Annotated in this window: 11 protein-coding genes; 7 read left to right on the top strand and 4 right to left on the bottom strand. The window is 73.0% G+C overall.

Annotation, left to right across the window (positions count from 1 at the left end; translation table 11 throughout):
- Nucleotides 1–68 precede the first annotated feature (68 nt).
- Nucleotides 69–1,040 carry a hypothetical protein gene (locus tag ACWCPI_RS07610; protein WP_451037217.1) on the bottom strand — a complete coding sequence of 324 codons (972 nt, stop codon included), beginning with the start codon at nucleotides 1,038–1,040 and terminating at the stop codon, nucleotides 69–71.
- 11 nt (nucleotides 1,041–1,051) lie between these two features.
- Nucleotides 1,052–2,524 (bottom strand): APC family permease, encoded by a 1,473-nt coding sequence (locus tag ACWCPI_RS07605; protein ID WP_451037216.1) that lies wholly within the window; start codon nucleotides 2,522–2,524, stop codon nucleotides 1,052–1,054.
- Nucleotides 2,525–2,834: 310 nt separating this feature from the next.
- Here ACWCPI_RS07605 and ACWCPI_RS07600 point away from each other — a divergent pair, with 310 nt between their 5' ends.
- The gene (locus ACWCPI_RS07600) at nucleotides 2,835–3,335 is read left to right on the top strand and encodes a DUF5709 domain-containing protein (RefSeq protein WP_451037215.1); all 501 of its coding nucleotides are present in this window, start codon (nucleotides 2,835–2,837) and stop codon (nucleotides 3,333–3,335) included.
- A 204-nt stretch (nucleotides 3,336–3,539) separates the two neighbouring features.
- Nucleotides 3,540–4,721, top strand: coding sequence for a sulfite oxidase (locus ACWCPI_RS07595; RefSeq protein WP_451037214.1), 1,182 nt, complete (start codon nucleotides 3,540–3,542; stop codon nucleotides 4,719–4,721).
- Between the two features lie 166 nt (nucleotides 4,722–4,887).
- Here ACWCPI_RS07595 and ACWCPI_RS07590 read toward each other — a convergent pair whose 3' ends face one another.
- Complete coding sequence (locus ACWCPI_RS07590) at nucleotides 4,888–5,103, bottom strand: hypothetical protein (protein WP_451037571.1); 216 nt, start codon at nucleotides 5,101–5,103, stop codon at nucleotides 4,888–4,890.
- A gap of 635 nt (nucleotides 5,104–5,738) precedes the next feature.
- On the opposite strand from ACWCPI_RS07590, the gene ACWCPI_RS07585 reads away from it, so the two are divergent.
- Together ACWCPI_RS07585 and ACWCPI_RS07580 are read left to right on the top strand one after the other, a co-directional pair.
- Nucleotides 5,739–6,644, top strand: coding sequence for a GNAT family N-acetyltransferase (locus ACWCPI_RS07585; RefSeq protein ID WP_451037213.1), 906 nt, complete (start codon nucleotides 5,739–5,741; stop codon nucleotides 6,642–6,644).
- 158 nt (nucleotides 6,645–6,802) lie between these two features.
- Nucleotides 6,803–7,129, top strand: a complete 327-nt coding sequence (locus ACWCPI_RS07580; protein WP_451037212.1) for a hypothetical protein — start codon at nucleotides 6,803–6,805, stop codon at nucleotides 7,127–7,129.
- A 54-nt stretch (nucleotides 7,130–7,183) separates the two neighbouring features.
- Here ACWCPI_RS07580 and ACWCPI_RS07575 read toward each other — a convergent pair whose 3' ends face one another.
- Nucleotides 7,184–8,071, bottom strand: coding sequence for a Gfo/Idh/MocA family protein (locus tag ACWCPI_RS07575; protein ID WP_451037211.1), 888 nt, complete (start codon nucleotides 8,069–8,071; stop codon nucleotides 7,184–7,186).
- Between the two features lie 537 nt (nucleotides 8,072–8,608).
- On the opposite strand from ACWCPI_RS07575, the gene ACWCPI_RS07570 reads away from it, so the two are divergent.
- The 3 genes from ACWCPI_RS07570 to ACWCPI_RS07560 are packed head-to-tail and all read left to right on the top strand — an operon-like array spanning nucleotide 8,609 to nucleotide 20,612.
- Entirely contained in the window at nucleotides 8,609–9,868 is a 1,260-nt protein-coding gene (locus tag ACWCPI_RS07570) for an MFS transporter (protein ID WP_451037210.1), read from the top strand.
- Nucleotides 9,868–13,248 (top strand): type I polyketide synthase, encoded by a 3,381-nt coding sequence (locus ACWCPI_RS07565; protein WP_451037209.1) that lies wholly within the window; start codon nucleotides 9,868–9,870, stop codon nucleotides 13,246–13,248. Before ACWCPI_RS07570 ends, ACWCPI_RS07565 begins: the two co-directional genes overlap by 1 nt.
- Nucleotides 13,245–20,612: a MupA/Atu3671 family FMN-dependent luciferase-like monooxygenase gene (locus ACWCPI_RS07560; protein WP_451037208.1), complete on the top strand. Its 7,368-nt coding sequence runs from the start codon at nucleotides 13,245–13,247 to the stop codon at nucleotides 20,610–20,612. The genes ACWCPI_RS07565 and ACWCPI_RS07560 overlap by 4 nt, the downstream gene beginning before the upstream one ends.
- Nucleotides 20,613–20,740: the final 128 nt, after the last annotated feature.

Below are 20,740 nucleotides of genomic sequence, written 5' to 3'. Positions count from 1 at the left end.
ACCGGGTGGCGGCGCTGCTCACGGACGCGGATGCGGAGTGTCTGTCGGCCGTCGGCGCCCATGCCGGGTCACCCGCGCATCCCCACCTCCTTGCGCCACCTGACGAGCTGTTTCTCAGGATCGCCGGTGTACGCCCACGGCGCCCGTGTCGCCCGGCGCCCCAGCAGCCCGAGCAGCGCCTCGGCGATGTCGTGGATGCCCGCCTGGCACGCCGCGTGCGCGAGGTGGTTGAGGTCGCGCACCTCGCCGGGGGCGATGTCGCCACCGGCGCGGCCCGTGATCCAGCGCTGCCAGGTCCGGCGTACGTCACTGACGGCGCCGTCGTTGCTCCAGTGCTGGCCGAGCCCCATGGAGGCGTGCCGGCCCCTGGCCGCGTCCAGGGCATAGCGGTACTCCTCGACCCGGGCGTACTGCACCAGTACCGGCAGCGGGCAACCGGGTGGCGCCACGCCGGCCGCGTCGCGGGCGAAGTCGTACATCAGGCCGTGGGTGCCGTGCCAGCGTGCGGAGTAGTAGTGCAACACCTGGAGGTGCCCCTCCACGCTGTACGGGTCGCGCCGGTGCAACTCGTCCCACCAGCGCCCCAGTTCCTGCCGCCGGACACCCGCCGGGTACAGCCGCGCGACGGAGATCAGCGAGATCCACGGCGTCGGATCCTCCGGACAGGCGTCGGCGGCCCGCAGGCACGACAGCACCGCGGTGTCGATGCGCTGCTGGTCGATCGGTACGCCCCGGCCCGCGGCGATGGCCACATGGAACGCCCGGGCCGTCTCCGTCGCCGCCCGCAGCACCAGCGCGTCGGCGCTGCGCGGCTCGGCGGCCAGCCACGACTCCACCGTCGAACTGCCCGCACAGGCCTGCGCGAGCAGCCGGATCCGGTGCCCGCGCACCAGCCAGTCGGGGCCGGTGGCCCGCAGCAGCTCCCGCAGCCCCTGCCAGCGGCCGATGACGATGTCCTGGCGGGCACAGGTCAGGGCGGTGTCCCCGCAGTCGGGGTCGAAGTCGGGGGTGAAGTCGCGTTTGGAGCTTCCTCGCGCCATGGCGGGTCCCCTCAGAAGTCGGTGGGAGGGCCCTCGTGGACAAGGGAGTCGGAGCGGCCGGCACCGGCCGGCACGTAGTCCGCCTCGATGGCCCGCGCGGCGTCCAGCTCGGCCGGGCGGTAGTAGTCGCTGCCCTGCCGCCAGTACCAGAGCATCGGCACCAGCCCCGCCGCCAGCCCGCCGATGCCGATCGCGATCGCGGAACCGCTCAGCTCGCCCAGCGACTCGAAGAAGACCCAGAACATGAACAGCGCCCCCGACAGCGGCCACACACCGCCCAGGACGAAGTTCCCGACCGACTTCAGCAGCATCCTGCGGTAGGCGACGACCACGGCGAGGCCCGTCAGCCCGTAGTAGACCGCGATCTGCAGTCCGATCGCCGAGATGGCGTCGGAGAGGATGTCGCCCACCGTGCCCAGGGCGTTGGAAGCCACGAGCATCGTCAGCGCCACCACGCCGACCACCGCGATCGCCACCCACGGCGTGTTCCACCGGTGGTGCACCCGGCCCAGCGCGGCCGGCATCGTACGGTCCCGCCCCATCGCGAACAGCGACCGCGTGACCTGGATGAGCGTGGTCTCCAGGGTGGCGATGGTGGACAGCATCACCGCCACGATCAGCAGCCTGCCGCCCCAGCCGGGCCAGATCTCCTCGCCCAGCACCGCCAGCACGTTGGCGTCGTTGTCCTGGATCTGCTTCGAGGAGAGGATGACGTTCACCGCGATCGTGAACACCTCGAACAGCAGGAACACGATGCCCACCCCGATGAGGCCGGCGAGTCCTGTCGTACGCCGGCTGTTGCGGGTCTCCTCACTGAGGTTGCTGGTGACGTCCCAACCCCAGTAGTAGAACGCGGCGATCAGTGCTCCCGAGGCGAAGCCCGTCACCCCGTCGAAGTGGCCGAAGCCGAGCCAGGACCAGTCGAACGCCCGGGCACCGTCCGAGTGGAGGAGGGCGAGCACGGCGAACAGGGCCAGTATGGCGAGCTCCACGCCGGACAGCAGGAGTTGGGCGCGAACGGTGAGACGGGCCCCGCCCAGCACCACCATCAGCATCAGCAGGAACCACCCGGCCCCGACCAGCGTGGACAGCGCGGTGCTGGCGGCGAGTTCCTCGTCGAAGAGGGCCAGCGTCATCGAGCCGGCCGGCAGGGAACCGGCCACCATGAAGATGGTCGCCGAGATCACCAGCGCCCAGCCGCTGATGAACCCCAGGAAGGGGTGCAGCGTACGTCCCACCCACGAGTAGCTGGCGCCGGCGTTGACGTCGATCCTGCTGAGGTAGCTGAACGCCAGCGCGATGCCCAGCATCGGTATCGCGCAGTAGAGCAGCGCGGCCGGACTGGCGAGGCCCACCGTGCCGACGAGGACCGCGGTGGTCGCGGCGATCGAGTACGCCGGGGCGCTGCCCGCGACGGCCATCACCACCGTGTCCGACGTACCGAGGGCATTGGCCTGCAGCCCTCTGCCCCTGTTGTTGCTCATGGATGCGCTGCTTTCCGTCTGCACGGCGCGCGGGCGGACCGGCTCCGATGCCGTGTGGGGGGTGGGGTGGAACAACGCCACGAACCGCAGAGGGGTGACCTCGGGGCAGGGGCGGCACAACGGGGTGGCGGACACGGTACGCCGTTGCGTCGCCGTACGGTCACGCCGTGTGTGCGAGTGATGATAGCCCCACTCATTGAGCCTTCAAGGGCGCCTGGATCCCACGGGGTTGGACGGGCGGCAACGGGAAACGCGTCCAGGACATGCACAGCGCCCGACCAGCCGGCGCGCTCGAGTGAGGGAGGCAGCCATGGGCACCGAACACACGCCCGCCGAGCCGATGGCGGACGACGCGTACCAGCCCACCGGAAGCAACGAGGAGCAGGAGGACGCGGCGCCGCTGGATCTGCAGGACGCCCTGGACGAGCGGACCTACGACGACACCCTCGACGAGGGGTACTCCCCGCCGGAGAAGCCGCTCGGGGTCACCCGGCACGGCACCACGGCCGCCGAGCAGCACGACGGCGAGACCCTCGACCAACGCCTGTCCCAGGAGCTCCCCGACGTCACCGAGCCCATCGGCGACGACGTCGGGGACCTGCCGGGCGGCGAGGGTGAACCCGTCGACCCCGAGGCGGGCGAGGAGCGCGCGGGCCGCCTGGTCGCCCCGGACGAGGGCGCACACCGCGACACCACGAAGGAGGAGGTCGCGTTCGACCGGGGCATCGACGGCGGAGCGGCCGGCGCGGAGGAGGCCGCGATGCACGTCGTCGACGACACGCGGCTGCCGGAGGGCGACGAGGAGCCCTGACCAGGGGCGACCAGCTGGTCGGCCGCCGCCCCCGTCACCGGCTGTCCGACGGGAACCGGACGAGCCCTTCCGGAGAGGGCAGCGGGCAACCGTCCCGCGAGTGGAGTGGCAGGCGGTGGAGGGGGCGCGCCCGCTCCGGTGGGGCGGCGCCCGACCGGTGGCACGGACCGGCGCTCCCGGCGCAACCGGGTCGATAATGCGGGTATGGGACGAAACGCGGCTGCGCGGCGTCGGCTCGCCGAGACCAGCGCACCGGCCCGGCTGGCCGCCCCCGACGAGGGAATCGGCCGGGACGAACTCGCGCTCGCGACCCGCAACCACGGGCTGCCCCTCGAAGCACTGCGGCACGACGTCACCCCGCCGGGCCTGCACTACGTCCTCACCCACTACGACATCCCGTACGTCCCCGACGGCACCCCCTGGCATCTGACCGTCGGCGGCCGCGTCCGCCGCCCGCTGCGCCTCGATCTGGCCGGACTACGGGCATTTCCGCAGGTCACCACCAGGGTCACACTGGAGTGCGCGGGCAACGGACGAGCCTTGCTGACCCCTCGGCCGGTGAGCCAGCCCTGGCTCGTCGAGGCGGTCGCCACCGCCGACTGGACGGGGGTACCGCTGCGACTGCTGCTGGCGGAGGCCGGCGCCGAGACCGACGCGGTCGACGTGGTCTTCACCGGAGCCGACCACGGTGTGGAGCGGGGCGTCGAGCAGGACTACCAGCGCGCCCTGCCCATGGACGTGGCCTCGGGCAGCCGTCCCGAGGTGCTGGTGGCGTACGCCATGAACGGCGCCCCCCTGCCCCCGCAGCACGGCCACCCCCTGCGGCTGGTCGTGCCCGGCTGGTACGGCATGGCCCAGGTGAAGTGGCTGCGCGAGATCACCGTCACCGACGTGCCGTTCACGGGCTTCCAGCAAACCGTGGCGTATCGGTTGCGCGACCGCCCCGAGGACGTGGGTGAGCCGGTCACGCGCATCGCGCCGCGTGCCCTGCTCGTCCCGCCGGGCTTTCCCGACTTCATGTCGCGGGCCCGTGTGGTGCGGCCCGGGACGGTGCCACTGGAGGGGCGCGCCTGGTCCGGGTATGCGCCGGTCACACGGGTCGAGGTCAGCGTGGACGCGGGGCGGACCTGGGAGGATGCCCAGCTGGAAGCGGACGCCGGGCACCGGTGGGCGTGGCGGCACTGGCGGCACGGCTGGACGGCGACGGAGGGCGAGTACGTACTGAGTGCCCGGGCGTCCGATGCCGAGGGCCGCACCCAGCCACTGGAGCAGCCCTGGAACCGCGGGGGCTTCGCCAACAACGTCGTACAGCTCGTGCCGGTGCTGTGCCTGGCGGAGGAGGGCGGCCACATCGGGCCGGCCGAAGGGCCGGCGGGCAGGCCGTAGGGGCGTTCCGAAAGTCCCGTACGGCACCCGCTGCGCCTGGCACGCCCCCTCGCCGCACCGGCCGAAACCCCGAGTACGCCCAGTACGGGGGCTTTCGTCCGGCGCGTCCGGGGTGCCGGCCCGCACCCCGGAGCGGCCGGTGCGGATCTGGCCGGAACGCGTACGACTAGGGCAGCAGCTTGTCGAGTGCGGAGGGGCCCTCCGCCGCCAGCTTGCGCTTGGCCCATTCCAGGGTGCTCGGGGTGAGGTCCTTGCCTGAGGCAAGGACGATGTCCTCGGGGGATACTTCGGTGCCGGTGCGGGCGTGGAGCAGCTCGTCCGGGGTGGCGCGGTCCTCGGACGGCCCGGACGCTCCGGACGCTTCGGGCTGGGACGTCGGCATCATCTGTGCTCCTCGGATCCGGTGACTTCTTCGGGCCCGGTGCGGTCATCGGGTCTGTTAACACCATTCAACGCCCGAGCGGACCCTGCATCCGGAGGGCGCCGGGAGCCCGCTGCGCACCTGTCGGCCCCTTGGCCACAGCGGGGTACCTCCGTGCCGCGGACCGAAACCGCCCGGACGTGGCCGGAGCCCCCTTTCCGGACACCCCGGTTCCGCCGCCGAACGGCGTGAGCGTCGACCGGAACCAGTCGGCACCGTGTCCTGGACGCACGAGACGAAGCCCGCCGGCAGTCGAAGGCGAAGCCGCAGGCCCCGCCGTCCTCCGCAGCGGCGTGCATCCCCGGCGCAGTGGTGCGTGGGGCCGGTCCGATGAGGGCGTCGGCCGTCGGCGCGGCGGGGCGCGGCGCGGCGGGGCGGCGGGGCGGCTGAGCCGGGTCGAGTGGTTCGGCCCCGCGAAAATCCGTGGACGGACGGGTCGTAGATCACCTACGGTGTGACCGCACGCCCCGAGACAACGGAAGGAGGCGAGTGCCGTGCGGTTCACCGATGTCCAGCGCTCCCGTCTCCGTGTCCCCGGCGTGGTCAAGACGATCTGACCGGGAGCGCTCCAAGCAGCCTGCATCCCGGAGGAATCCGTGACCGATCCGGTCATCCGCGCGCTCAGTGCGAGCGACGCTCATCTTTTCGACGAACACCCCGACCCCCTGGGCGCCCGTGAAAGCCACCGGCGGACCCGGTTCCGGCCCGAATGGAAGCGAGTCGCCCTGCGTGACGGCGTGATCGTCGCCCGCGGCGCCTGGTGGGGCGGCCCCGACGACTCGGAACCCGTCAACATCAACTGGTTCGACGTGGCCGAGGGCGAGGAGGAGGCCGGCGCCGAACTTCTGCGCACCGCCCCCTGGCAGGTCGAACTGGAGATCAACCTGCCAGGCGGCTGGCGGGACGAGCCCGGCCTGAAGGCCGCCGCCGAGGCCCGTTTCGGCGCCGCACGTGCGGCCGGCCATGAACTTCTGGTGGAACGTTTCCTGTACCGCTGGACCCCGGACCACGGCCTGCCCGAGCGCCCCGGACGCCTGCGTTTCAGGGCCGAGCCGGACGACGCGGTCTTCTTCGACGCGCTGCGCCGCATCCACTCCGTCACGCTCGACGCACACGCGCTGCGGGCCATCGAAGAGGGCGGCCTCGACAAGGCCGCCCAGGAGGAACTCGACTTCTTCCACTGGTGCCCGTCCCCGCGGGAGTGGTGGCAGCTCGCGCACACTCCGGACGGCGACCTCGTGGGCGTCCACATCCCGGCCCACAACCCCTCCGGCCCGACGATCGGCTTCATCGGAGTCGTGCCGGAACAGCGCGGCCACGGCTACGCCTACGACCTCCTGGCGGAGTGCACGCACTTCCTCGTCGGGCAGGGCGCGCAGTTCATCGGCGGAGCGACGGACCAGGGCAACTTCCCGATGGCCGCCCACTTCGCAAAGGCGGGCTTCCCCGTCATCCGTGAACGCATCAACTTCGCACCGCCCGCCAGGCGTAGCGGGCGCTGAAGCTAGCAGCGGCACATGACGGCGGTCCGGTCCCGGTGCGGGTCCGGGCCGCCTGTCAGTGCCGGGTGGCATGCTGTCGATGGCTTGGTGGCTTGGTGGCTTGGTGGCTTGGTGGCTTGGTGGCCCGATGGCCCGATGGGCAGCGGACAGGAGGCGGTATGGGGTTCGACGGCGAGGTCTGGCGTGTGGGCAGTGGTGACGGCCCGGTGGGGGAGATCGTCATCGACGAGGCCGACTTCCCCTGGCTGTGGGGACGTTTCACCCCCGGCCCCGGCTACGCCGGGGTCCGCGATCTGTTCGCCCGTGAACTCGCCCTGCTGGAGCGGGACTACGACGAGGTCTGGGAGGCGTGGGAAGCGGCGTACGACGAGATCCGAAGACGGGTGTCGCTGTCCTCGCCGAAGGGCCCCGTCGCGGAGTTCCTCCTGCACATCGAGGGGGACAGGGCATGGTTCCGGTGGAGCGAGCAGCCCTTCGAGGACTGAGCCCCGCCGACCGGGACGGCGTCGACGCGTGCTCGCGCCGACGGTGGGCACACCTCACGCACCGTCCTTCAACCGCCCCTCCGCCGCGGCCAGTACCTCGGTCACCCGGAGCCCGAACCGCGCATCGCACGCATGCGCGCGCCCGGTACGGGAGGCGTCCAGCAACGCGTCTCCCGCTCGGAGGAGGGCGGACACCGCGCTCTCGGTGCTCTGCGGAAGGAGCTCGACCCCGGCCGCGCCACGCAACTCCACGGTGGCCCCCTCCGCCGCGGGCGGTGCCGTGAGGCTCAGCGCAAGCGTGCTGGACGCCCCACCGGCGTGCTCAAGGACCAGATGCACGGTGTCGCCCGGCCCCTGCGCGGCCGCCGCCACGCGCCGCACGTCCCCGAGAACCGGCAGCAGGACGGACAGCGCGTGGGGGCCGACATCCCACAGCGCGCCCTTCTCCCGCCGCCACGGCGAAGCGGCGAACGGGCTGCCGTCGGCACTGAACACCGAGCCCAGCCAATCCGCCCGCCCCGTGAACCAGCCCCTTCGGGCGGCCTGTTCGCGGATCCACGCGTCCGTCTCCGGCTGGAAGCGGACCGTGAAGAAGACGACCGAGGCCACGCCCGCCTCGTCGACGGCCTCGACGACCGCCCGCCCCTCCTCGACCGTCGTCGCCAGCGGCTTGTCCAGCAGCAGATGGCAGCCGGCCCGGGCGGCCTTCACCGCCAGGTCCGCCTGAACGGCGGGCGGCAGGGCGACGGCCACGGCGTCCACGTCGGCGAGCAGCTCGGCGACGTCGTCGTAGGCGCGCACGCCGTGGCCGTCGGCCAGCTCCTTCGCGGCGGCAGGACGGCGGCCCCATACCCCTGTGAACTCCAGTTCGTCGTGGCGGCTCAGAGCCGGGGCGTAGGCCATCCGGGCCCACGGGCCGGTACCGAGGAGTCCTGTGCGCATGCAGCCGCCTCTCGCTGTCCGGAACACCCTCGACCGAGATCGGCCCGGCTGCCGACGGCCGACGGATCGACCGGTCAGGGGCGGTCGGGGGTGAGCCTGTCACAGGGACCGACGGACAGCGCAAGGGTTTCACCGCCGGTCCCGGGACGAGAGATCGTCCGCAGGTCGTCCGACGACGGCGGTGCGCCCTTTCCAGAGAGTTTCGAAGTCGCCAAATCTGGGCCGGAATTCGTCTGGACCACGTCATTTCCTTGAACGTGCATGTTCGATTCTGCTTGGGTTGCGGACCGGTGGCCGCCGTCCGGTGGCCTGTAGGGGGAATGGTTTTTGTGCTGGGCCGGCCATGGGGGCAGCAACACGCCGTGCGACAGCGGTGCGCAACGACGTCCAGAGGGCGGCCGGGGCCGCTGACCGGGTGACGCGCACCCACGGCACCGGTGCCGGCCGCAAACCTGCGGCGCGTCCTGCCCACGTGCGGGCGGCCAGGCATCCGGCCTCACACCACTCGGACCTTTCATGCAGACCAGAGGAAGGTGCATGAGGTACTTCCGTCTGCTCGTCCTGGGCAACGGCATCTCGGCCTACGGCAGCTACCTGAACATGGTGGCGCTGAACGTCTTCGTCTACGACGCCACCGGCAGCGCGCTGGCGGCCGGCCTCTTCATGGCCGTGCGTCTGGGGACGAGCGTCGTGTCGGGCTGGGTGAGCGGCCGGCTCGTCTCGGTCTTCGACCGCAAGCGCCTCATGGTCGGCGCCGACCTGTGCCAGGCGACGGCCCTGCTGGCGCTGCTGCTCGCCCCCGACGGCATGCGGCCAGGGCTGCTGTACGCCCTGGCCGTGGTCACGGGCGGCTGCTCGACCCTCTCGCAGGTGGCCCTGCGCAGCAGCGTCCCGGAGATCGTCGGCGCCGAGCACCGGGTCCGGGCCAACGGCCTGCTGGTGACCGGACGTTCACTCGCCATGATCGCCGGGTTCGCCTCGTCGGGTGTCGTGGTGGCGAAGTTCGGCTACACGGCGGCGTTCGCGCTGGACGCCGCGACCTTCCTCGTCTCGGCGACCGTGCTGTTCCTGCTGCCCGTGCGTACCCGGGCGGCCGAGGACACCGCCGGCGACGGCGGCGCCGGGACCTCCCCGGCCGCCCGCTGGACGGCACGGGCGCTGCTGGGCACGGCTCCCCTGCTGATGGCGATGATCGCCGTCCGGGCGGTGGACGGACTGGGCTCCTCGTCCCACAACGTCGCCCTGCCTCTTTACTCCAGCAGCCTGGACCCCGACCACCCGGCCACCTTCATCAGCCAGTTCTGGGCCACCTGGGCCATCGGCAACATCGTCGCCCAGCAGGTGATCGGCCGCGTCACCAAGAAGACCGGCCGGACACCCGGGGAGAGGGCCTTCGCGCTCGGCGCCTGCGTGATGTCCGCCGGGTTCATCGTGGTCTTCAGCGGGCTGCCGACCGTGCCGGCCGTCATCGCCGCGCTCGTCGCCGGAGCCGCCGACGGATTCACCGAGATCGTCTACGTGTCCCGGCTCCAGACCGCCCCCGACGAGCAGCGCGGCCGCCTCTTCGGACTGTCCGCCTCGGCCGAGAACACCGGCTTCGGTCTCGGCATGCTGGTCAGCGGAGCGCTCCTGGAGACGTACTCACCGCTGCAGGTGGTCGCCGCCTTCCACGGCCTCGCGATCGCCCTGTGCGTGGGCCTGCTCCTGTGGCTCGCCGGCCGGGGCGGGAGACCGGCCCGCGGCGACAAGGACACGGCCCACCGGGACCGACCGACCGTGACGGAGGCAAGCGGCTGATGGGTACGAACGATCCCGACCCGATGGGCACGAGCGATGCCGCCCCGACGGGCACGAGCGATCCCGACCCGCGAATGGCCGTCATCGGCATGGCCTTCCGGCTGCCGGGGGCCGACACGCCCGAGGAGCTGTGGCGGCTCGTCCGGGCGGGCACCGACTGCATCACCCGGTTCACCGAGGAGGAACTGGCCGCCGCGGGCGTCCCCGAGGAGGAGTACCGGGCCCCGGACTTCGTCGGCGCCTCCGGCCTGCTCGACGACATCGCCGGGTTCGACGCGCAGCACTTCGCGATGAGTTCCCGCGAGGCACGGCTCACCGACCCCCAGCACCGCATGCTCCTGGAGTGCGCCCAGCACGCCCTGGAGAACGCCGGTCATCCCGACGAACGGGACGGCAGCCGCATCGGCGTCTTCGCCAGCACCGGGTACCACCTGTACACCCTGCAGAACTACCTCCTCAACAACGTCCTGCCGAGTGAACCGGCGACCGACTGGACGACGGGTATGCAGATGACCGTCGGCAACTACGCCGACTTCACGGCCACCCGGGTCGCCTACCGGCTGGGCCTGACCGGGCCCGCCGTCAACATCCAGACGGGCTGCTCCAGTTCCCTGGTCGGCGTGCAGGCGGCCGCGCAGTCGCTGCTCATGGGCGACTGCGACATCGCCCTGGTCGGCGCCACCGCCGTCCATGTGCCGCAGGTCCTCGGCTACCGCTACGTCAAGGGCTCCATCCTCTCCAGATCCGGTCGGCTGCGGGCCTTCGACGCCGGGGCCGACGGCACCGTCGGAGGCACCGGCGTCCTGGCCGTCGTACTGAAGCGGCTGACCCGGGCCGTGGCCGACGGCGACACCGTCCACGGGGTCGTTCGCGGCTGGGGCATCAGCAACGACGGCGCCGGCAAGAAGGCGTTCACCGCCCCGAGCGCCGAAGGCCAGCGAGCCGCCATCCGCCAGGCGCTGCGCCGCGCTGGCGTCGGCGCGGACACCATCGGCTACCTGGAGACCCACGGCACCGGCACCCTCAAGGGCGACCCGATCGAGTTCGACGGCGCGGCCGGCGCCTACCGCGAGGACACCGACCGCACCGGCTACTGCGCCCTCGGCTCGACCAAGGCCAACATCGGCCACCTCGACGTGGCCTCCGGGCTCGCCGGGCTGGTCAAGGCCCTGCTGGTCCTGCGGCACGGCGTCATCCCGCCGATGGCGAACTTCAGCGAGCCCAACCCCGCCCTCGACCTCGACCGCAGCCCCTTCTACATCCCCCGTACCGCCCGGCCCTGGCCCGACAGCGACGTACCACGCCGTGCCGGCCTCACCTCCCTGGGCGTCGGAGGCACCAACGTCCATCTGATCCTGGAGCAGGCCCCCGAGCCGACGCCCCGGGCCGACGCCGTTCCCCCTCCCGACGTGCTGCTGGTCTCCGGCAGCAGCGAGGCCGCCCTCGCCGCCAACGCGCGTGCGTTCCGTGACCACGTGCGGCACCGACGACCCGCCCAGGACCTGGCGGACCTGGTCACCACCGCCGCCCTCGGCCGCGCCCACGGCCGCCACCGGCTCGCCGTGCGCGGCTCCACCCCCGCCGCCCTCGCCGACGCACTCGACGCCTGGCTCGCGGGAACCGCCGACGCTGCGGTGACCACCGGGACCGCGCCCGGCGAGGGGCACGCGCGCGTGGCGTTCCAGTTCACCGGGCAGGGCAGCCTCCACCCGGGCGCGGCCGACGACCTCTACGCGCGTTTCCCCGCCGTGCGCGAGGTGCTCGACGCCTGCGAGGAGCACCACCGCGAACTCACCGGCGACTCACTGCTCGCCGTGCTGCTCGCGGGCGACGCCCCCGACTCCCGGGACACGGCGGGGGAGGGGGCGCCGGGGGAAGGACGGCTCGCGGACACGGACATCGCGCAGCCCGCGCTGTTCGCCCTGCAGTGCGCCCTCGTCCGCCTGTGGCACGACCTCGGAGTCGAGCCGTACGCCGTCACCGCGCACAGTGTCGGCGAGTACGCCGCGCTGCACGCCGCCGGAGCCCTGTCCCTCGACGACGGGCTGCGTCTCACCACCGTGCGCGGCACGCTGATGCGGCAGCGCTGCGCGCCCGGCGCGATGGTCGCGGCACCGCTCGACCGGGAGGCCGCCCTCGCCCTGGCCGCCGAGGTGCCCGGCCTGGAACTCGCCGTGACCAACGGGGACCGCGCCCATGTGCTCGCGGGTCCCGAACCGGCCGTGGAGCGGGCGAGCGCCCTGCTGGACGAGCGCGGCACACCGGGGCGGCGGCTGCCGGTGGCCCGCGCCTTCCACACCGCCCTGATGGAACCGATGCTGGAGGAGTTCCGCAAAGCCCTCGACGACGTCGACTTCCGGCCCGTGCGGGTGCCGTTCGTCAGCGCGCTGGACGGGGCGACCCGCCCGCCCGGGTGGACTCCGGACGCCGAGCACCTCGTACGGCACACCCGGGAGCCCGTCCGCTTCGACGCGGCGTTGCGCGGCATCGGCGCACAGCGGCCCGACGTACTGCTCGAAATCGGGCCGCACACCACCCTCAGCGCGCCGGCCCGCCGGGCACTGCCCGACGTACGGGTCCTGCCGTCCCTGCGGCGCGGCACCGGGCTCGGCACCTTATGGGGGGCGGCCGCGGGGCTGCACTGCGCCGGAGCGGACGTCGGCTGGCAGGTGCTCCTGGCCGGCTGCGCAGGCAGGCGCATTCCGCTGCCGGGCTACCGGTTCCAGCACAAGGACCACTGGACCGGGCCGCAGCCGACGGTCCGCAGCACGGGAACATCAGTGAGAAAGGGAGCCGAAGTGGTTCAGCAAGAGGCAGTGGTCGCACGGGTACTGCACAGCATCGTCGAGGCGACCGCCCGGCACCTCGGCGAGGATCCGTCCGTGATCGACGGCGACGCGTCCTTCTTCGACCTCGGCGCCGACTCGCTGCAGATGATCAGTGTGTTGCGCGAGCTGGAGCAGCAGCACGAGGTCAAGGTGACGATGCGGGAGCTGTTCGAGGAGACGGGCACGCCGCTGAGGCTCGCGGAGTTCATCGCCGCCCGGATGCCGGACGCCGCAGCGGCGCCGGAACAGGCCCCGCGAGAGCGGTCCGAGCCGCCCGCTCCCGCCGCGAGGCCCCATGCACCGCAGCCCCCGGCCGAACCTCGGCCCCCGGCCGAGCCCCGGCCCGCTGCCGTCCCGCCCGCTCCCGCCCCGCCCGCGCCCGATCCCGCACCGGGCCCCGAGTACGCGACCCGGCAGGAGCTGGAGGACCTGGCCGACAAGATCCAGCAGATGTCCCGGATACAGCTGCAGATGATGTCCCAGCTCTCCCAACTGCTCGCCCTGCAGACCGCCTCCGTCACGGAGCGACTGAACGGCACGGTGGCCAAGTGACGACACTGGGCGGCAAGTCCGCCGCACTCGACCAGGATCTGGCGGCCATGGAGGAGCTCTCGCGGCGCATCGCCGAGCAGATGGGCGCTGCCGCCGCTCCTGCCCAGGAGCCGCCGCGCGTCCACGGCCCCCGGGTGTCGGTCGCACGGACCTCCGGCATGGTGCGGGACGCCTCGCCGCGCTCCCAGCAGGAGCACCTGGACGACCTGGTGCGCCGCTACACCGCCAGAACCCCGACGTCCAAGCGGATCGCCCAGCGCTACCGCCGGGTACTGGCCGACAGCCGTGCCGTGGTCGGCTTCCGCAGCGGCACGAAGGAGATGCTGTACCCGATCGCGGGCCGAAGAGCGAGCGGTGCACGGATCCAGGACGTCGACGGCAACGAGTACGTCGACATCACCATGGGCTTCGGTGTCCTCCTCTTCGGACACGAGCCGGACTTCGTCACCGAGGCCGTCCGCGAGCACCTCTCCCGTGGCATCCAGCTCGGCCCGCGCAACGTCGAGACCGGCGAGGCGGCGGAACTCCTCGCCGAACTGACCGGCCTGGAGCGGGTGGCGTTCGCCAACTCCGGAACCGAGGCGAACTCGGCGGCCATCCGCCTCGCCCGGGCCGCCACGGGCCGCGACCGCGTCGTCACCTTCCGGGGCGCCTACCACGGCCACGCCGACAACGTCCTCGGCCGCGCCTCCGGCAGCGGCGCCGACCAGCCCACCGTGCCCGTGTCCCGGGGCATCCCGCAGTCCGCCGTCGCCGATCTGCTGGTCCTCGAATACGGCAGCGACGCCGCCCTGGAGACGATCGCGCACCACGCCGGCGACATCGCCGCCGTCGTGGTGGAACCGGTGCAGAGCAGGCACCCCGCGCTCCAACCCGTCGCATTCGTCCGCAGGTTGCGCGAGCTGACCCGCCGGCACGGCATCGTGCTGCTCTTCGACGAGATGCTGACCGGATTCCGCCCCGCCCCGCGCGGCGCGCAGGAGCTGTACGGCGTCACACCCGACCTCGCCACCTACGGCAAGCTCCTCGGCGGAGGCTTCCCCATCGGCGCCATCGCCGGCCGCGCCGACATCATGGACGGCGTCGACGGCGGCCACTGGTCCTACGGCGACGACAGCTACCCGCCCGCCGACACCACCTTCTTCGGCGGTACGTACATCCAGCACCCGGTGTCGATGGTCGCCGCCCGCGCCGTCCTCACCCACCTCAAGGAACACAGCCCGCGCCTGCAGGAACGGCTCAACGCGCGCACCGCCGAACTGGCCGCGCACCTCAACGGCTTCTTCGAGGCCGAGGACTACCCGCTGCGGATGAGCCACTTCGGCTCCCAGTTCCGCTTCGAGCACCGCGCCGACATGGAGCTGCTCTACCACCACCTGATGCTGCGTGGCGTACACGTGTGGGAATGGCGCAACTTCTTCCTGTCCACGGCCCACTCCGACGGTGACATCGAGTTCGTGGCGGACGCCGTACGGGACTCGCTGCAGGAGCTGCGGTCGGCGGGATTCTTCCCCGGCGGGCGTCCCGTGGCGCCGAAGGCCGCGCCCGGCAAACCGGCCCCCGTCACGCCGCCGCGACCGCGGCGGACGGCTCCCGGCCCGCAGCCCCCCGCGGCCGCCCCGGTGGCGGCCATGGCCTGGAACACCGCGGCGGTCACCGGCTCGCGTACGGCTCCCGCACCCGAACCCGCGCCACGTACCACCGACTTCAGCGTCTACTTCTTCGGCGACTACCCCCAGGACGCCTCCGCGCCCCGGGCCGGCCAGTACGAACTCCTCATGGACGTCGCCCGGTTCGCCGACCGGCACGGTTTCCACGCGCTCTGGATGCCCGAGCGGCACTTCCACTCCTTCGGCGGCCTCTTCCCCAACCCGGCGGTGCTGGCGGCCGCGCTGTCCCGGGAGACCGAGCGGATCCGCCTGAACGCCGGCTCCGTCGTCCTGCCGCTCCACGACCCGATCCGGGTCGCCGAGGAGTGGTCGATGGTCGACAACCTCTCCGGCGGGCGGGTCGGCATCGGCATCGCCAGCGGCTGGAGTTCCAAGGACTTCGTCTTCTTCCCCGACCGGTTCGGACGGCACAAGGAGCTGATGTACGAACAGCTGGAGGAGGTACGCACGCTCTGGCGCGGCGACGCCGTGCGCCGGGCCGGCGGCGACGGTGAGACCGAGGTACGGCTCTTCCCGCGGCCGGTGCAGGACAGCCCGCCCCTGTACACGGCCGTCGTCGGCAACCCCGCCTCGTACGAACTGGCCGCCCGGCACGACCTGGGCATCGTCACCAACCTGATGACCCAGACCGTCGAACAGCTGCGGGAGAACATCGCCCGCTACCGCACGACCAGGGCCCGGCACGGCCTGGACCCGGACGCCGGACGGGTGGCCGTCCTGCTGCACACCTACCTCGCCGACGACCACGACACCGCGCGCGCCGAAGCGTACGAACCGCTGTCCCGGTACATGCGTGCCTCCCTGTCCCTGTTCAGCGGCGTCACCAACAGCCTCGGGCACAGCGTCGACCTGGCCGCGCTCAGCGAGGACGACCTGGACACCGTGTTCCGCCGCGCCTACGGCCGCTACTGCGACCAGCGCGCCCTGATCGGCACGGTGGACGGGGTCCGCCCGGTCGTGGACGCGGTCAGCGCGGCGGGCGCCGACGAGATCGTGGCGCTGGTCGACTTCGGCGTCGCACCGGACGAGCTGCGTGCGGGCCTGCCGCGCCTGGACGCCCTGCGCCGCCGCTACGGCCGGTCCCACGCCGGCGGTTTTGCGACGCCGCCGCCCGCTTCCGCCGCCCTCCCGCCCGCAGCCCCGGCCCCGCCACCCGCCGAACCCGAGCCCACCCACGCGCCCCTGTCGCCGGGGCAGGAACGCATCTGGTTCCTGGAGCGCCTCCTGCCGGGACGTACCGCCTACAACGAGGTCAAGGCGATCCGCCTCGCCGGCCCGCTCGACGTCCCCGCGCTGCACGCGGCGCTGCGCGCCCTCGTCGCCCGGCACGAGGGCCTGCGGACCGTCTTCCAGGAGATCGGAGGCGAGCCCCGGCAGGTGGTACGGGCACCCGCCGAGCCCGCCTTCGAGGTCGTGGACGGCACCGCCGGCCCCGACGACACCCTCCGCGACGTCCTGTCGGCCGAGAGCGCACGCCGCTTCGACCTGGCCGACGGCCCCCTGTTCGTCACCCGGCTGGTCAGGCTCGCCGAGGCGGAGCACGTCCTCGTGCTGTCACTGCACCACATCGTGGTCGACGCGGCCTCCGCCACCGTCCTCGCCCGTGACCTGTCCGCCCTCTACCGGGCCGAACTCGACGGCACCACCCCCGCGCTCCCGGCTCTCACCTGGAGCTACGCCGATCACGCCCGGGAACAGGCGGCGTCCGCGAACAGCCCCGAGGCCGAGGAGGACCTGTCCTACTGGCGCCGCGCCCTCGCCGGGGACCTGCCCGTCCTGGACCTGCCCACCGACCGGCCGCGCCCCGCGACGATGACGTCCGGCGGCCGCGCGGTCTTCCACACCCTGGACGCTGAACTCTCCAGCCGCCTCAGGGAGTTGAGCCGTTCCCGGCGCAGCACGCTGTTCATGACCCTGCTCACCGGGTACGCGGCGATGCTGCACCGGGTCACCGGGCAGACCGACCTCGTCGTCGGCACCCCCATCTCGGACCGCCCCGAGCGGGCCGAGCACCTGCTCGGGTTCTTCGTGAACACCCTCGCCCTGCGCGTCGACCTGTCCGGCGACCCCACGTTCCACACGCTCCTGGACCGGGTGCGCACCGTCGCCCTCGACGCCTACGACCACGCCCGGGTGCCCTTCGAGACAGTGGTGCGTGACCTCGCCCCGCCCAGAGCGGTCGACCGGACACCGGTGTTCCAGACGTTCGCCGAGTTCCAGCGCGCCGAACCGTTCCGCTTCGACCTGCCCGGCATCGAGGCCACCCCGCTGGACGCCGGGCCGGACAAGTCCCTGACGGACCTCACCGTGTACTTCACCGACCAGCCGCACGGCATCCGCTGCCATCTGGAGTACAACACCGACCTGTTCGACCCGCACACCGTCGACCGGTTCTTCGCCACGTTCCGGGACCTGCTAGCGGCAGCGGTCGAAGCCCCCGGGACGCCGCTGTCCCGGCTCGCCCCGGACGCCGGCGCCACCGCGGCCGAGGGCGAGCCCGTACCGCGGTCGTGGCGGCGCGGGCCCGCCCGTCCGCTCACGGCGACCACCGTCCACGAACTCGTCGCCCGGCAGTCGGCGGCGCACCCGGACGGCACGGCCGTGATCAGCGGCCAGGACCGACTGACGTACGGCGAACTGGACGCCCGTGCCGAGGGGTTGGCCGCTGTCCTGAACCAGACGCAGGTGACCGGCGACGCCGACGGCGGGGTGGTGGCCCTGTGGCTGCCGCGCTCCACCGACCTCGTCGTCGCCATGCTCGCCGTGCTCAAGGCGGGCCGCGCCTACGTCCCGCTCGACCCCTCCCTCGGCCGGGCCCGCGCCGAGCAGGTCGTCGCCGAGTGCGGCGCCCGGATCGTGGTGACGATGCCCGACGCGGCGGACGCCCTCAGCCTGCCCCCGACAGTGACCGTCGTACGGCCCGACGCGACCGCACCGCATACCGCACCCGACGCGTCCCGCGTCACCGACCCCCAGAGCCCGTGCTGCGTCCTGTACACCTCCGGCAGCACCGGCACGCCCAAGGGCGTCGTGGTGGCGCACCGCGGCGTCGTCGACCTGTGCGAGTGGCAGCACCGGCGCTTCGCGTTCACCCCGGCCGACCGCAGCGCCGCCGTGTGCAGCCAGAGCTTCGACGCCTCGCTCCTGGAGATCTGGCCCGCGCTGACCGCGGGTGCGTCGGTGACGATCGCCGGAGAGGAACCGCGCAGGGATCCGCTCGCGCTGGCCCGGTGGTACGCCGAGCAGGGTGTGACCTTCTCCATCCTCCCCACGGCCCTGGGCGAGGAACTGCTGCGGCTGCCCGCCGCCGACCAGCCACCGCTGCGTCATCTGCTGCTGGGCGGTGACGTGTTGCGCACCCGGCCACGGCCCGAGGCACCGTACGAGACCGTGAACGTGTACGGACCCACCGAGGTCACCGTGCTGTGCACCACGCACACCGTGTCCCCGCACGAAGAGGACCCCGCCCGTCCCATCGCGATCGGACGCCCGGTCGACAACGTACGGCTGGACGTCCTCGACGCCTCCGGCGACCCGGTGCCCGTCGGTGCCATGGGCGAGCTGCACGTCGGCGGCCCGGGCGTGGCCGTCGGCTATCTGCACCGCCCGGAACTCACCGCCGAGCGCTTCCTGCCGGACCCGGAGGGCGGGCCCGACGCCAACAGGTACCGCACGGGTGATCTGGTGCGCCTGCGCGAGGACGGGACGCTGGAGTTCTGCGGGCGTAGCGACGACCAGGTGAAGATCCGGGGCTTCCGGGTCGAGCCGGAGGAGGTCTCCCGCGTCCTCAACGCTCTGGACGGCGTGCGCGAGGCGGCCGTGCTGGCGCGCCGCAACGCCCGAGGAGAGGCGTACCTCGCGGCCTACGCCGTGCCCGCCGACCCGGTCGGCCCCGCGGCCGACGACCGGCAGGCGCTCGCCGACCTGCTGGCCGAGGAACTCGCGGCCGTGCTCCCGGAGTACCTCGTGCCGCGGGCCTGGCGGGTCCTGCCCGGCCTGCCCGTGAGCGGCAACGGCAAGCTGGACCGATCCGCGCTGCCCGCGCCCGACCTCGTCACCACGGCCCCGGGCCGCGGGCCGAACGGCACCGGCGCACAGCCGGTGACCGGTCACCGCACGGACGTCGAAACGCGCGTCCGGCAGCTGTGGGCGGACGAGTTCGACCTCGACGCCGACGGCATCGCGGCCGATGCGTCGTTCTTCGACCTCGGCGGCCACTCGATCACCGCGATGCGCCTGGTCAACCGGGTCCGGGAGGAGTTCGGCGCCGAGTACCCGATGCTGAGCTTCTACGAGGAGCCGACGCTCGGCGCCATGACCGCCCAACTGGCCCGGGAGACGGGCGGCATGGCGGCGAGCATGCCGTCCGCGGCCGACGACCGGCCCGGCACCGTGGAGCGCCGGGCCCCCGCGACCCTGCAGCAGGCCCGCTTCGCCGCCGTGCACGCCGACCATCGCCTCCCGCAGGTCTTCAACGTCGCCCTGCGCGTCACCCTCACCGGGGACCTGGACGTGACGTCCCTGCGCACCGCACTGACCCGCCTGGTCGAACGGCACGAGGGACTGCGGACCCGCCTGGCCCGCAGCGGGGACGACGGCTGGGAGCAGCAGGTCCTGCGGCCCGGCCCCATCGAGCTGCCGGTCCAGGACCTCACCGCACGGCCCGCGCCGGAGCGGCAGGCCGCGCTGGAACGCCTCAGCGCCGAGGCCGCCGAGACACCGCTCGACCCCACCGAGCGGACGCCGATGGCGGTGAGCCTGGTGCGCACCGGCGAACGCACCTGGGCACTGCTCCTCGTCCTGCACCACTCCGCCTGCGACGGCTGGTCCGTCAGCCTGCTGCTGAAGGAACTGGCCGCGCTCTACGGCTCCGCCCTGACAGGCCGACCGCACTCCCTGCCGCCCGTGCGGTGCCAGCCCGAGGCGTACGCGCGATGGCAGCTGGAGCAGGCCGACGAGGCCGCAGAGAGCCGCAAGCTGCGGTTCTGGCTGCGCGAACTCGACGGCGTGCCCTTCACCGTCGATCTTCCCCTGGACCGGCCCCGCCCGAAGAGCGCGAGCGGCCGGGGCGGAGCGGTGATGTTCACGGTGCCGGCCGAGACGCGGGCGGACGTCGAACGACTGGCCCGGCAGCGGGGCACGACGCCCTTCGTGGTCACGGCGGCGGCGCTGGGCCGGATGCTCGCGCAGAAGTCCGGCCAGTGCGACGTGGTCTTCAACGTCTCCTACGCCAACCGTGAGCGACGTGCGTTCGAGTCCCTGCTGGCCTGCACCGTCGGTGGCTTCGCGCTGCCCGTGCGGGACGGCGCGGACGGTTCCTTCAAGGCGCTGACGGACCGGGTCGCCCGTACGGCCGTGGAGTGCATGGACCACGCGATGCCCGTGCGCCGGATCGCCCCCGCGTTCCTGCAGCACAAGGGCGTCGAGGTGCCGGACCGACTGGACGTCGGCTTCGCCTACCAGAGCTCCCTGGACGCGGAGGTCGAACTGCCCGGGCTGACCACGGCTGTCGAGGACCTCGCCCCCGCCGCGGCCCGCACGGAGCTCACTTTCGGGCTCGTCCCGGCCGGCGACGAACTGAAGGGCTTCGTGGAGTACTCGGCCGACCTGTGGGACCGCGCGACGATCGAGGGCTGGACCCGTGACTACGTCGCCCTCCTGCGCGAGGAGGTCGAACGGGCCCTCGGGAGCTGACCCCCGGGTCCTGCGCCGCGGCGCCCCCCCCCCCCCCGGGCGGCGGGGGGGGTGGCACCCGGGGCGGCGGGTCCGCCGGGGCCGGTTACCGCGCGGCCCAACGTGGTGGCGGCCGATGGTCGGCCCCC

Source organism: Streptomyces sp. NPDC001920, from assembly GCF_053594495.1.
This window is presented reverse-complemented; position numbering and strand designations above follow the sequence as displayed.

Bases quoted from the DNA above. Each gene is read 5' to 3' on its own strand.
- ACWCPI_RS07605 (WP_451037216.1), bottom strand. From the start codon at position 2,524: ATGAGCAACAACAGGGGCAGAGGGCTGCAGGCCAATGCCCTCGGTACG.
- ACWCPI_RS07595 (WP_451037214.1), top strand. From the start codon at position 3,540: ATGGGACGAAACGCGGCTGCGCGGCGTCGGCTCGCCGAGACCAGCGCA.
- ACWCPI_RS07610 (WP_451037217.1), bottom strand. From the start codon at position 1,040: ATGGCGCGAGGAAGCTCCAAACGCGACTTCACCCCCGACTTCGACCCC.
- ACWCPI_RS07580 (WP_451037212.1), top strand. From the start codon at position 6,803: ATGGGGTTCGACGGCGAGGTCTGGCGTGTGGGCAGTGGTGACGGCCCG.
- ACWCPI_RS07600 (WP_451037215.1), top strand. From the start codon at position 2,835: ATGGGCACCGAACACACGCCCGCCGAGCCGATGGCGGACGACGCGTAC.
- ACWCPI_RS07565 (WP_451037209.1), top strand. From the start codon at position 9,868: ATGGGTACGAACGATCCCGACCCGATGGGCACGAGCGATGCCGCCCCG.
- ACWCPI_RS07575 (WP_451037211.1), bottom strand. From the start codon at position 8,071: ATGCGCACAGGACTCCTCGGTACCGGCCCGTGGGCCCGGATGGCCTAC.
- ACWCPI_RS07570 (WP_451037210.1), top strand. From the start codon at position 8,609: ATGAGGTACTTCCGTCTGCTCGTCCTGGGCAACGGCATCTCGGCCTAC.
- ACWCPI_RS07590 (WP_451037571.1), bottom strand. From the start codon at position 5,103: ATGCCGACGTCCCAGCCCGAAGCGTCCGGAGCGTCCGGGCCGTCCGAG.